12 protein-coding genes and 1 tRNA gene are annotated in these 12886 nt (G+C 37.2%); 5 read left to right on the forward strand and 8 right to left on the reverse strand.

The features are described from left to right. Nucleotides 1–344: 344 nt before the first annotated feature. Nucleotides 345–542 carry a DUF2795 domain-containing protein gene (locus tag ACX27_RS02235; protein WP_062287846.1) on the forward strand — a complete coding sequence of 66 codons (198 nt, stop codon included), beginning with the start codon at nucleotides 345–347 and terminating at the stop codon, nucleotides 540–542. Nucleotides 543–649: 107 nt separating this feature from the next. On the opposite strand, the gene moaC is transcribed toward ACX27_RS02235, so the two are convergent. Beyond that, complete coding sequence (moaC, locus tag ACX27_RS02240; RefSeq protein ID WP_062287849.1) at nucleotides 650–1159, reverse strand: cyclic pyranopterin monophosphate synthase MoaC; 510 nt, start codon at nucleotides 1157–1159, stop codon at nucleotides 650–652. 37 nt (nucleotides 1160–1196) lie between these two features. Here moaC and ACX27_RS02245 point away from each other — a divergent pair. Together ACX27_RS02245 and ACX27_RS02250 are read left to right on the forward strand one after the other, a co-directional pair. Beyond that, nucleotides 1197–1270, forward strand: a tRNA-Arg gene (locus tag ACX27_RS02245). Nucleotides 1271–1709: 439 nt separating this feature from the next. Continuing rightward, a complete protein-coding gene (locus tag ACX27_RS02250) occupies nucleotides 1710–2459 on the forward strand; it encodes a sucrose-phosphate phosphatase (protein ID WP_062287851.1) in 750 nt (249 codons plus the stop codon). Nucleotides 2460–2628: 169 nt separating this feature from the next. On the opposite strand, the gene ACX27_RS02255 is transcribed toward ACX27_RS02250, so the two are convergent. The 7 genes from ACX27_RS02255 to ACX27_RS02285 form a co-directional block, all read right to left on the reverse strand. Then, complete coding sequence (locus ACX27_RS02255; RefSeq protein WP_062287854.1) at nucleotides 2629–3141, reverse strand: WD40 repeat domain-containing protein; 513 nt, start codon at nucleotides 3139–3141, stop codon at nucleotides 2629–2631. Next, the gene (locus ACX27_RS02260; protein WP_062287858.1) at nucleotides 3125–5836 is read right to left on the reverse strand and encodes a pentapeptide repeat-containing protein; all 2712 of its coding nucleotides are present in this window, start codon (nucleotides 5834–5836) and stop codon (nucleotides 3125–3127) included. The genes ACX27_RS02255 and ACX27_RS02260 overlap by 17 nt, the downstream gene beginning before the upstream one ends. Nucleotides 5837–5894: 58 nt before the next feature. After that, a complete protein-coding gene (locus tag ACX27_RS02265) occupies nucleotides 5895–6467 on the reverse strand; it encodes a Pycsar system effector family protein (protein WP_062287862.1) in 573 nt (190 codons plus the stop codon). Between the two features lie 573 nt (nucleotides 6468–7040). Next, complete coding sequence (locus tag ACX27_RS02270; RefSeq protein ID WP_062298083.1) at nucleotides 7041–8282, reverse strand: MFS transporter; 1242 nt, start codon at nucleotides 8280–8282, stop codon at nucleotides 7041–7043. A 274-nt stretch (nucleotides 8283–8556) separates the two neighbouring features. After that, the gene (locus ACX27_RS02275) at nucleotides 8557–9120 is read right to left on the reverse strand and encodes a Uma2 family endonuclease (protein ID WP_062287864.1); all 564 of its coding nucleotides are present in this window, start codon (nucleotides 9118–9120) and stop codon (nucleotides 8557–8559) included. Between the two features lie 128 nt (nucleotides 9121–9248). After that, on the reverse strand, nucleotides 9249–10268 hold the full coding sequence (locus tag ACX27_RS02280; RefSeq protein WP_062287867.1) for a glycosyltransferase family 2 protein: 1020 nt from the start codon (nucleotides 10266–10268) through the stop codon (nucleotides 9249–9251). Between the two features lie 14 nt (nucleotides 10269–10282). Beyond that, nucleotides 10283–10987 carry a C40 family peptidase gene (locus tag ACX27_RS02285; protein WP_062287870.1) on the reverse strand — a complete coding sequence of 235 codons (705 nt, stop codon included), beginning with the start codon at nucleotides 10985–10987 and terminating at the stop codon, nucleotides 10283–10285. A gap of 6 nt (nucleotides 10988–10993) precedes the next feature. Here ACX27_RS02285 and ACX27_RS02290 point away from each other — a divergent pair, with 6 nt between their 5' ends. Continuing rightward, nucleotides 10994–11932, forward strand: a complete 939-nt coding sequence (locus ACX27_RS02290) for a serine hydrolase (RefSeq protein WP_062287873.1) — start codon at nucleotides 10994–10996, stop codon at nucleotides 11930–11932. Nucleotides 11933–12144: 212 nt separating this feature from the next. Further along, the gene (locus ACX27_RS02295; RefSeq protein WP_062298084.1) at nucleotides 12145–12882 is read left to right on the forward strand and encodes a hypothetical protein; all 738 of its coding nucleotides are present in this window, start codon (nucleotides 12145–12147) and stop codon (nucleotides 12880–12882) included. Nucleotides 12883–12886 lie beyond the last annotated feature (4 nt).

Genomic DNA, 12886 nt, shown 5'->3' on the forward strand with positions numbered 1-12886 from the left:
TTTTGGAAGAATCCAGCACCCAGAAGTCAAAAGTCAGAATGGGTAAGAGATTTAATATGCACTTACTAATTTATTTCTTCTTCATCCTCAAATATGTTGCTGATTCTTTAAGTCTTCTGACGGATATATTCTGACTCATGAATTTTGGCTTCTGAATTATTACAGTTTTTTTATAAATACAATAAATATCTTAGATTACAAATATCCGATATTGTCAGCAATACATCAACCATTTGAGTGACATCTGAATTTATCTGTGTAATAAATCATTCTTCTATTTGATAGAGGAAGCCAATACATTCAGTGGTGAATATGGTAATAACCATAAAATGTAGGTGGCAGCAATGGCTAAGGCAAACCCAGTGGAAATTCAAAAACACTTAAAGGGAATGGACTATCCTGCTAGTAAGCAAGAATTAGTTCAACACGCTCAAAAGCAGGGAGCAGATCGCAAGGTTTTATCATTATTAGAGCAACTGCCAGATAATGAAGAGTTTGAAAATCCCACCGATGTCAATAAAGCCATAAGTGAGATTGAATAAACTAGTCTGAAATTATTTGTGCCAGATTTTCTTTTGGCTGTCATTAGTGATTTGTTCTTTATGATTACAAATGACTAAGGACAGCCATAACGCAAAATTTCTCTAATTTATAGTTCTGATGCAGAATAATCTCCTGATTTTCCACCAGTTTTACTAACTAAATAAATTGACTCAATTTGAATCGACTTTTCTAAAGCTTTCGCCATATCATATAAAGTCAACGCAGCAACAGACACAGCCGTTAAAGCCTCCATCTCCACACCAGTTTCCGCTTTGGTTTTAACCGTAGCTTGGATGTGATAACCGGGTAATTGAAAATCGGGGGTAATTTCTACAGTCACCTTCTGCAATGGCAGGGAATGGCACAAGGGAATTAAATTCGATGTTTGTTTAGCTGCCATAATCCCAGCTATCCGCGCCGTGGCTAACACATCACCTTTAGGCGTATTACCGTCCTGAATAGCATTGAACGTTTCCGTCTGCATCCGCACCCTGCCAACAGCAACAGCTTGGCGGACTGTAGATGCTTTACCAGAAACATCTACCATCTGTGCTTGTCCTTGGGAATCCAGATGACTTAACTCGGCAGAAAAATTTTTTTGAGAATTGTCTTGCATTGTTAGGGAAGATAGTGCTAATATATTTTTCTGGCAGGGGCGTGTAGCTCAGTGGACTAGAGCACGTGGCTACGGACCACGGTGTCGGGGGTTCGAATCCCTCCTCGCCCGTTAAATAAAGCAAAAATAAAAAAGCAAAAGGCAATAGGATTATATTCTATTGCCTTTTGCTTTTTCAATTCATAATCTCTGTCATCTGAGAGATAAGTGTATCCTTACAATCATGGAATAATATCAATACTAAAGATTGAAGTTTTCAATACTGTATTAAATGTAAATTACTCTTGCCCAATTTAAAAAAATTATTGTGTAAATAAATCTAAAGTTATGATATGATTTACCGTGTTTAGGCAAGTTTAAGATTTGTTGATTGAAGAAAAGGCTTTAAACCTATGCAGGGCAAACAAAATACTCTCAATAGTCAAAAACCCTGCCAACTAAGTTTATCAACGACTAATGATAAGGTGTCAAATAATTTTGACATTTTAGTTTTGTTTATTTATACAAGTATTTTTGAAATTATATAGTTACTATTTCAAAAGGGATAGTTATGAAACAGTTTCTTTTCATCACGGATCTGGACTATACACTGATAGGTGATGATGATGCAATGGCAAAACTAAATCAACAGCTAGAATTGCATCGTCAGCAATATGGTACTAAAGTTGTTTATTCAACTGGTCGCTCACCTTTTCTTTATCAAAAACTCGCCAAAGAAAAAACCCTATTAGATCCAGATATACTGGTTTGTTCCGTAGGTACAGAAATTTATATAAATGGTAGTCAAAACCCTGATTCTACATGGTCTGATAAACTTTCTCAAGCTTGGGATAGAGATTTAGTAAAAACAATATCTGCAACGTTTACTGAATTGAAACCTCAACCCGCAAGTGAACAAAGAGATTTTAAAGTTAGCTATCTTCTTGAAGAAAAAATGGCTGGACAAGTCGTACCAGAGTTAGAACGTGCTTTGTTAGAAAAGGGATTAGATATTCAAGTTATTTATAGCGGTGGTAAGGATTTAGATATTTTGCCACGTCATGCAAATAAAGGTATGGCAATGACTTTTGTACGGCAACATTTAGAAATAGATGTAGCAAAAACCGTTGCTTGTGGAGATTCCGGTAATGATATTGCCTTGTTTGCTAACAGGGAGGAGAAAGGTATTATTGTTGGCAATGCAAGACCAGAATTGCTAGATTGGCACAAAGCTAACCCAAACCCAAATCGTTATCTAGCAACAGCTAAGTTTGCCAATGGAATTGAAGAAGGATTGCAGCATTTTGGATTTTTAGAATAATTAACTAAATCGTTGAGTTAACTTTCAAGATTTTCAGGAATTACGCACAAAGATTGTCGGTGGAGACTGGGCGTAGATGTGAAAAGGTATGAAGTGTAAGGGTTTTGTATACATACACCTCTATACCTTTACATCTTGCAGTTTATTTTTCTTTTTCGTAGGTAAGTCTTCATTTTGAAGCTCCTAGTTCTTCCAAAGTTAAGATTTGGGGTAAGTCAAAACCTTTAACACCAGAAATACTCATACCTTGATATGGTTTTCCAAGTTCTATAGTATGAATACTAATATTAATTTCTCCTTCTACCTGCCAAAACTTGATAGTCTGGTCTTGGCTACAGCTAATTAGTTGTTTGCCATCAGGAGTAAATACTATAGACTCTACAGCACGTTTATGTCCTTTGAACGTCTTTACAGGTTTTTCCTGATTTATTTCATTTATATCCCATAGTTGAATAATGTGATCATGTCCAACACTAGCTACAAATTTCCCTGTGGGGTCAAAAGCGACAGACAGTACTTTTTGCCCTTCATACAAATCCCGAATAAATGTTCGACTCTCAACATTCCACAATTTTAGTTTTTTATCAAAACCTCCGCTAACCAAGAGGTTGCTATCTGGGCTAAAAGCAATGCTGTGAACTTGATCTTCATGATTATGTTTACGGTTATCCAGTAGAGTCATATTGTCGTTTTTTTAAATCTACTAGACAAATAGTTGTATCTCGACTACTACTAGCTAGGTAGCGACCATTTGGGCTAAAAGCTAGGGATAATACTCGGTCATGGTGTTCAGAAAATTCCTTTGATGGTTTAGGCTCTTTTACATCACTCAAATCCCATAAAATGACCCTATTATCATTGCCAGCAGTAGCCAACATTTCTGCTGTAGGATGAAACACAACACATCGAACACGTTTATAATGTCCATTGATTTCAGAATTTCCTAACAATTCACGGATAAGTTGCCATTTCCCCTCTTTTAACCCCCACAAATAAATTTTATTATCTTCACAACCACTCGCTAAAATATCAGCATTGGGGCTAAATGCTACTGACCAAACCCAATTTTTATGTTGGTCAAGAGTTTGAAGTGGAATATGTGTGCGTTCATGATAATTCCAAAGATGGATTTTATGGTCTTCACCTCCACAAGCAAAGGTTTTACCATCTCTACTAAGTGCAACTGACCAGATACGATTAGCATATCCTTCTAACTTACGGTTAGATAATTCCCATCTTGTGTCTTCCTGATACCAAAATAAGACAGTGCGTCCATCACCACCACTTACTAAAAGTTTGGGATTATGAGACTGGGGACAAAATGCTAAACTCCTAATTGAATGTTCATGACCCTCCAATGTGTCTATCCAGTTGTTTTTAGAGAAACTCCATAGCTTAATTTTATGCTCACTCTCTCCATTTAAATTATTATCTATACATCCAACAGCGAGAATATTTCCATCTTGATTAAATGCTAGTGTCCGTACTTGACTAATTTCTGTTTTAAGGTCAAGTTCCTTGATCTCGCGATCATTAGCATAAGGATGCAATAAGTGTAATTTTCCATTTTCTCCTCCAATAGCTAAAATCTTTTGGGTACTATGATAAGCAATACATCGTAATACTGCCTGTGGATGTACAATCCAACTTGCATCTTTATTCCTATTTCTCTGTTCTATATGCGAGAGCCTGATATGCCCATCCTGACTGCCACTAGCAATACAATCATTACTAATAAAGGTCATACAAGATATTTTGCTAACATTTAAAGTACTGGTATGAGCATAACTATGATTAATTTTTATAACCTTGATATTTTCATCTCCTCCAATTGCTAAAGTATTCCCATCAGGACTAAAAGCTACTGATAATATACGTTTTGTTTCATTTATTTCATAAATAAGGTTAGGCTCCGTCTTATTATCTGATGAGGTGTTAGTTGTAATTTCATACACCCTGACACTACCATCTTCTGCTCCCCAAGCTAACATTTCTTTTTCTTTATTAGGTTGGTTATCTTTCCTAAAAGCAACTGACCAAATCTGACTTTTTCTTTCATTATGAAAAAAACATAGTTCTAAAGTCTTTGTATTATGAACTCGAATTGAACCATGAGCATCACCTGTAGCAAAATAACTACCATCAGCATTAAAAGCAATGGAATGAATGCAACCTAATGGTTGAGAAAATTTAGAGTTTTTCAGGTCAGAATCCCTAAAATCTACTCCTGTTAAAATAGCTTCTGTTAAATCAGCATTCCAAATTGCAATATTTGATAGATCAAAGTAACTAAAATTTTTCTTTATGTTGAGTTTAATTAATAAATTTAAAATATTGCCAACCGCATACTTTTCTGATAATTGTTCATCATTCTCATCTTTTTGTAAATTCTTAATTATATTGATTAGATAATCAGCAAGCGTTAATCCATCTCTTTGAATTAGAGTTTGCAATCTCTTTTTAAGAGAATCTAAATCATCTAAATTTAAATGTTCTAGTATTTTCAAAATCGAATAATTTTTTAAGATATTTAATCTCTTTTCTTTAATTTCTTCAAGAATAACATTAATAATTATTTCCGAAAAATAATTAAAGAATTTTTCCGTTAAAACAAATGCAGTTTGATAACTATATTCTTGTGCAAAAATTAATTCTTCTTGTACTAAACTACCTATTATTATTAAATCATCTTTGCTAATATCTTGTTTATGAGTAGCCTCAAGTCCAATTTGATAAACTATGTGCTTTGCCTGATCATTTAATTTCTCGAAGCATTCTAATAAATCATCATAGATAATTTTGCAAATGTGAGCTTGAAATTCCTCTCGTTCTTTATCACATACATTTTCACCACATACAGTTGTTCTTTTTTTACCAAATACAATTTCTGCATTACCAAATTTTTCTTTTATTTCTGATGAAAAGGATTTATATGTTTCTACGTCAACAATAAAGCATTTTCCAGGTTCTGCATTTGCTTCTAACCGATAAGCAGTGATGATACTGTAACCTGTCAAACTCTCTCCATCATAGTTCATCACAAATTCGCCAGTTGCAGCACCGATGCGGAACAATCTTTTTGTAAATTTTTTGTTTGTGCCAACGTTATGTAATTTAGTTTTCCTATGAACAGCTTCGGCAAATTTATAAGCATCATTAGCATCATCGAAGAAAATAACACGATTATCTCCTTTTTTGTCGTAAATTTTATATTCAGTAGTACCTATTTCTGTTAAACTATCATCAATAAAACTCTGAATCTCCTCGTTGAGAGTTGGCACATAATTTAAGCCCCAATCTTGTTGCAAATTTTTTACCATATCACTGTATTCAAAAAGGTCAATTTCAACTACGGTTTTTTTAACAGATTTGTTCATGGTTTATTAGGAAAATAATAGTAGGTTTTGGGGTCGAGTATTTTTCTCAAAATTCTATTTATAATGTTCTATAAATTGCTAGGCTAACTAAAAGTAAACAAGGAATCATTAAAATAGAGATAATTAAAAGGTAAACTGCATAGGTGAATATTCTAAATTTTAGAAACGTAATTCTAGCATTAATAGTAATTTGGCTGGCTATATCTTTGTATTCTTTTTTAAAAGGATCAAGCATAGTGTTGTCAAAATAATAATTATTTAATGCTGCTAATAACCTTTGAGAGTTATATTTTTGTAAATCGCCAAAAAAATAAAAGTTATCTGTATCTTTAATTGCAGATGTAGAATTTCTTTCAGGCATTGTTTGTACCCATAGCAGCCGCTCTAAATTCGTTTTAGGAATAAATGAAAGCGAACAGATTAGGGCAGAAATGCAAAGCAGAGATGTTGTTAATAATAATCCAATACGTAAGGAGTTTGGAAGTGTTTCTACTGTAGCTAAAACGGTGATGGTTGCGGTCATCCCAGCACCCGAAAAAGCAAGTAAAACAGCATTCTTGGCTTCTGCAAATTTTAGCCACTCATTAACATTCTGAAAAATAACTAGTAGTTTATTGGTAATTTCATCCATAAAATATTTGCTTGTTTAATTTATTGATTATATTTATAGGATTATGTTTTATGTCTATAGTTAAAATGACCTACAAATGATTTATTTATATATAGCAATCTCATTTGATTTACGAACTTACTATTCAAGAGAAGAAACAGGACAAAGAGGTGTTTGTATATCTTATGCAGATTACTATATTGATGACAAATTTTGCAGAAGTGTTAAAAAACACTCCACAGATGCTAAGAGCTATAGAATAGCCATAACTGAACTGTATTTATTTGATATTCAAGAAACACGTAATAAATAGCATTATAAACTATAAATCTCGAAATCATGTTGCAATCAACAAGAGCAATAGTAGTAAATCTGTGATTTTTAAGCGATATTTAAAAAATATGAAAAAATATGAAAATTCAAGAAAAAAATTTGTATTTTGCATTGTAGAAAAGTTGCGAAAAATTCACAAATCTCAAATACTATAAGAAACAAGATAATATATTCTAAAAAGAATCTTTAATTTTTTACATATTTATAGAGAAGCAAAATTTTGCTTCTCTACCAATCAAATCTTGTCAACGACTAAACCATTTAACTCACGTCAACATTATTCAACGAAAAGGCATCTTCACCTCGACCAATAGCAAAGCGCAAGGAACTAGTGAGATTTTTGTTGGATAAGGTGAGGAAAATTAGTAGTGCTAAAAAAGTGAGTGCAGCACTATAACCAAACATATTACGATAGCCAACAAACTCACTGACATAGCCAAAAATCGGAGCCGCGATCGCAATTCCTAAATCCAATCCAGCCAGACAAATAGCAAAAATTCGCCCCCGTTCTTGGGGTAGTGAACGGTCTGCCATCATGGTAGCCATCATCGAAAATATTGTTCCACCACCGCAACCTTCAGCGATCGCAGAGATTAAGAAAGCATTGGTGCTGTTAGCTTGCCATAATAATGCACAAGCTAAAGTATAAGCCGCAATCCCAAAGGTAATAAACAAACCGCGACCGAAGCGATCGCTGGCTCGACCAGCCAACACTCTGATGATAAAACTAGAGATGGCTGAAACTGTAAAAAACCAACCACCATTAAAATTTACTTCCGTAGATTTAATAAATAACGACACAAAGATATGCACAGCACCGATAGATGTACCCACTAGCAACATCACTACAGCCGGAACTTTCACCCTTGAACTAGTCAATATTTGCCAAAAATTAATGTTTTGGCGTTCCAATTGGGATTGTGCATTGAATGGTGGATTGATGACTTGTGATGCACATAATAGTCCAATGACTGCGATGGTGGCTGTAAACAAAAATAAACGTGCGTAGCCAGAAGTTTCTTGTAAATATCCACCAATTGCTGGCCCAATGGCTAAACCAATGGGGCCAGTTAAACTCATATAACTAATAACTTCACCACGAATAGCCATAGGTGCTAAATCAGCCACCAAAGCACTGTAGCCAGTGCTAAATGCTGCAATGCTAATTCCATGAAAAATCCGTAGGAAGAATAATATAGGAATGGACGTAAATACTAAATAACCAAAAGGTGCGATCGCCGCTACTGTGAGTCCAATCAATAAAACCAGTTTACGCCCACGCTGATCGGCTAGTTTGCCCAGCATCGGACGAAACAGCAATAACCCAATGGCAAAGCCACCCATAACTATGCCAATTTCTTGCTTACTACCACCTACATCTTGAATGTATAGCGGTAGCGTCGGTAAAAAAGCAGCAGTGCTTGACCAGAATAACAAACCTGCTGTAAACAAAATCAGCAGGTTGCGCCGGAGTTCGGCATTAAATGTATTAAAGGCTTTCAAGGGAGATGCAAAGAACACTAACTATTATTGTTCTAATATTTTTACGTGAGTTAAAATTTTTTTGCCACCACTTCCCGTATCCGATCAGATATCAAAGCACATTAATACAAGCATGATAGTATTAAAGCAGAAGCAAGTAGGTTGGGTGAAGGCGCATAGAGATAGTGAAGACAAAACAGTAAATCCATATCGTGCCTTCACCCAACACCAAATCATGTTTTTTAGATGAGTTCTTCTATAAAGAAAATAATTGCAGCGTTAATTTTATTCAGCATTATGCGAACACTACATCTTCATAAAGTTCCGCCATTGTTGCCTCAAAATTAATACTTTTGAGTTGAAAAGTTTTGTCTTGGAATGTGTATGTCTGTAGAACCCAAAAACCATCATCATTCAACCGAAAACATTCAATTCGCTGACGTTTCGTATTAATTAAAATATATTCTTTTAAGCTTTCTATTGCTTGATAATCAGCGAATTTATCGCCTCTGTCAAATGCTTCAGTCAAGTCAGATAAAACTTCAACAATTAAACAGGGAAATCTTTTATATACAGGTGTTTCTTTGTCTCTGGAATCGCCAGTTACCATGACATCAGGATAGTAATATCGATTCAAAGATTCAATTCGAGCTTTCATGTCAGCAATGTAAACCCGGCAACCAGAACCGCGCACATGATTTCGCAAAAGTGTGGCAAGATTGAGAGCAACAGTAATATGAGGATCACTGGCTCCAGCCATTGTGTAAATGTAGCCATCGATATACTCGTGTTTAATGGAGCTTGTTTCCTCCATTTGTAAGTATTCTTCAGGTGAAATGTAATTAGGTGAGGCTATCATAATCAGTTAAAAGGTAAAAAGAAAAGCCTACTATAGCCGTCCTATTTGATATGTGAACAACAGAGACAAGGGAGAAAGATGTTTGTAAATCATTTAGGATTACTATATTAACTTTAATTACCTATTAATCAAGTAGGGTTATTTTTATTTTCAACTACTTCCCGCACTCGATAAATAGGTCGCCCTTGAGATTCATGGTAGGTACGCATCAGCAACTCTGCCAACAGACCAAAGCAAAATAGTTGTACACCAGTTACTAATAACAATACCGCCAAAATCAACAACGGGCGATTGCCAATCATTTCACCCATTGCTAACTTCAGAAAAGTTAAATACATTCCTATTCCCACACCCAAAACCATTGAACTCAAACCCAATAACCCAAAAACGTGCATTGGGCGGGTGAGGAATTTTTTCATAAACAAAATAGTTAACAAATCCATCAACACGCGAAAAGTCCGGGATATACCGTACTTACTCCGACCAAATCGTCTGGCGTGGTGACGTACAGGCATTTCGGTAATTCTTGCCCCTTCAATATATGCCAGTGCTGGCAAAAATCGGTGCAGTTCGCCGTAGAGATTCATATCTGCTACCAATTCTGAGCGATAGGCTTTGAGGGAACAGCCATAGTCATGAATATAAACGCTAGTAGTACGACGAATCAGCCAGTTCGCAATTTTAGAAGGAAGTAAACGATTTACCGCACCATCTTGCCGTTTTTGCCGCCAACCGCTAACTAAATCATAGCCTTCATCCAACTTAGCTAATAACATCGGGATATCAGCCGGATCATTTTGCAAGTCAGCATCTAAAGTGACAACGGCTTTACCCACCGCATAGTTAAACCCAGCAGACATCGCTGCGGTTTGTCCGTAATTGCGCCGCAGAATTACCGCCTTTAAATCACTGCGAATTTGCGCTTGTTGTTTGAGAAATTCTGCCGAACCATCTGTAGAACCATCATCAACACAGATGATTTCATAACTAATTTGACTATCAGATAAAGTAGATGCGATCGCCTCGATTAAATGTGGTAAACTCTCTACCTCATCACGCACCGGCACCACCACCGACACCGCAGGTACATTTGCAGAAATCGCCTGATTTTCCTCACTCATTCTCTCTGGAATCAACCCACTCCTCATAACTCTCTGCGTCCTCAGCGCCTCTGTGGTTCGTAACTTTGCACAACTCGGCCAGCACCGCGTAGTTGCTGATAATATGACCGACTCACCGCATCTCCCTGTTCCGAGAGAATATCAATTCCTATACCATTACGTCCTTGTGCTTTACCTGAACTATGGATATAAGCACCATCGCCTAAATACAGTCCGACATGGGTAGCTTTTTCTGGTGTGCCGAAAAATATTAAATCCCCTGGTTCTAATTCCGTTAACTTAACTGGTTGGACAAAAGCTTCTTGCTGATAAGCGTCTCTTGGTAGCCAAATTCCCACCGAGACAAACGCCGCCTGCATCAAGCCGGAACAGTCATAATTTGGCCCCACTGTCCCACCCCAAAGATACTCATTAGATTGCTCCATAGCTTTTTGGGTGAAAGCAATCACCTGGGGAAGTAATTTTTTAATTTCAGTTTCCGCCCATGTTGTAGCTTGATACTGTACAGTAGCAGGTTGTAATAAACCCAAATCTGCCAACGCCACCCAGCCTGGATAATCATCCTCACATAAATACACCTCTACTGCTTGCCCTTGATGATTTGATGTTACCTGTAAATGTCGCCCAACAGCAGCTTGAGTTGCCAAACGCGTACACTCAGGAGAATCATATAAGTTGAGGTTAGCGAGACACTGATATTCAGATGCGGTGAAATTGAGGATTTGGGATTCTGAATTAGAGAGCATTATTCAATGGTTTTCTTTAGAAAAGACGAACAACTAGAAAATTTGGGTAATGGCATTTTAGAAGCAACTTGGGCAACATTTCCGACATTAGCCCAAAATCAAATTGCTTTGACTTGGATTGTCTATGATCCGCCAGCACCTGTAAATACTGGTGGCGCTTTAACTCCCGATGCCTTTTGGAATCACCCAGTCCGTGGTTTTACGTATCGCGGTGTAGAACGGATTTATCCCGCGAGTGTGGTTAAGTTATTTTACTTGGTAGCAGTGAATGAATGGTTAGAAAAAGGCATGATCCAAACCTCGAAGGAATTGGAGCGAGCCTTGGGCGATATGATAATTGATTCTAGTAATGATGCAACAAGTTTAGTTGTAGATATTTTGACTGGTACTACTTCCGGGCCAGAGTTACCACCAGGGCCTTTTGAAACTTGGAAGCAACAACGCCATATTGTTAACCGCTACTACCAGTCTTTGGGTTGGGAAGAAATGGAGACAATAAATGTTTGTCAAAAAACTTGGGGTGATGGCCCTTATGGCCGGGAACGCGCCTTTTATGGGGAGATGTTTGATAATCGCAATATGTTGACGACCCATGCGATCGCGCGTTTACTACATAGTATCGTGGGTGGGGTTGCAGTTTCGAGTGGGCGATCGCAAGCCATGATGAATCTACTCAAACGCAGTACCAACCCCGAAGATTTACCTAAAGATGTTGAAGAAGACCAAATCACAGGCTTTATCGGTGGTGGTTTACCGCAAAATTCTCAAATTTGGTCAAAAGCGGGTTGGACAAGTCAGGTTCGTCACGATGCAGCGTATATCGAAATTCCTGAACAACGTCCTTATTTACTAGTTGTGTTTACTGAAGGTAAAGCCAACGCCAAAAGCCGCGAAATTCTCCCCTTTGTCTCAAAACTAATTGCCGAAGCCATTAGCAATCTTTAAAGTTTCTAGCAGCCTTGAATTAATCACCAACCATTCATTCCCTACTCCCCATTTCCTAAAACTTAATTTTTTCATATCTCGCCTCCACTACCTACGTCGTTTTCAGGATGTAGGAAATAAATTTGTGAGTTAAAGTCTAGCCATTGCCGAATTTTGCGGAGTATAACCGTAAAATTCAGGATTTTGACGGCAATATTCTGTTAGGAGTGAATGTGAAAACTATTTTTCTGCGTCAAGGTGTTGTTTTATTACCGGGGTTAGTTACTTTTGCAGTTTTGAGTTGGAGTTTTTCTGCTAACGCCCAGACAGTAGACAAGGCAAATCCTCAGCCGTTGACGGATTCTTCTATTACCTTATCCCAACAATTTCCCAGTACTTACACCCAGGAATCTTCGAGTCCAGTCCTCACACCGATTCCGGGAACAGTCACCACCTCATCCACAGCCTTGATTCCTCAGCCTGTTGAAGCCAATACTCAACCTCCAGGTGTTCCAGAAGTTGCCCAATCAAATGTTGTGAATGTTGGTAGACCGACTCGTGGCGGTAGAAGTTACATTGGTGTTGGCGCTAACATTGGCTTAAGTGGGGGCGAGACATCTTTAGGTGATGGTAACTTCGCCGTTCTGAGTAAGGTGGGATTTACAAATGCCATTTCTATCAGACCTTCAGCCATATTTGGTGACAACACCACAATTTTGATTCCTGTCACCTATGACTTTTCTCTGCAAAAAGACGAATTTACTGAGCCTTTACCCATCGCTCCCTATGTAGGAGTTGGTGCAGCTATTAACACGGGTGATAATTCACAAGTTGCTTTCTTAGTAGCTGGTGGGATTGATGTACCCCTCAACGCTCAATTTACAGCCACAGCATCTGTCAACGCCGGATTTTTTGATCAAACCGATGTAGGTTTGTTGGTAGGAGTTGGTTATAATTTCAGCGGTTTTTAGAAAA

It is taken from the genome of Nostoc piscinale CENA21 (assembly GCF_001298445.1).
GTDB classification, from domain to species: Bacteria; Cyanobacteriota; Cyanobacteriia; order Cyanobacteriales; family Nostocaceae; genus Nostoc_B; species Nostoc_B piscinale_A.

What these genes read in the sequence shown, in the direction of transcription:
- ACX27_RS02290 (WP_062287873.1), top strand. Translation starts at nt 10,994, where the DNA reads ATGGTTTTCTTTAGAAAAGACGAACAACTAGAAAATTTGGGTAATGGC.
- ACX27_RS02255 (WP_062287854.1), bottom strand. Translation starts at nt 3,141, where the DNA reads ATGACTCTACTGGATAACCGTAAACATAATCATGAAGATCAAGTTCAC.
- ACX27_RS02275 (WP_062287864.1), bottom strand. Translation starts at nt 9,120, where the DNA reads ATGATAGCCTCACCTAATTACATTTCACCTGAAGAATACTTACAAATG.
- ACX27_RS02265 (WP_062287862.1), bottom strand. Translation starts at nt 6,467, where the DNA reads ATGGATGAAATTACCAATAAACTACTAGTTATTTTTCAGAATGTTAAT.
- moaC (WP_062287849.1), bottom strand. Translation starts at nt 1,159, where the DNA reads ATGCAAGACAATTCTCAAAAAAATTTTTCTGCCGAGTTAAGTCATCTG.
- ACX27_RS02280 (WP_062287867.1), bottom strand. Translation starts at nt 10,268, where the DNA reads ATGAGGAGTGGGTTGATTCCAGAGAGAATGAGTGAGGAAAATCAGGCG.
- ACX27_RS02250 (WP_062287851.1), top strand. Translation starts at nt 1,710, where the DNA reads ATGAAACAGTTTCTTTTCATCACGGATCTGGACTATACACTGATAGGT.
- ACX27_RS02285 (WP_062287870.1), bottom strand. Translation starts at nt 10,987, where the DNA reads ATGCTCTCTAATTCAGAATCCCAAATCCTCAATTTCACCGCATCTGAA.
- ACX27_RS02260 (WP_062287858.1), bottom strand. Translation starts at nt 5,836, where the DNA reads ATGAACAAATCTGTTAAAAAAACCGTAGTTGAAATTGACCTTTTTGAA.
- ACX27_RS02235 (WP_062287846.1), top strand. Translation starts at nt 345, where the DNA reads ATGGCTAAGGCAAACCCAGTGGAAATTCAAAAACACTTAAAGGGAATG.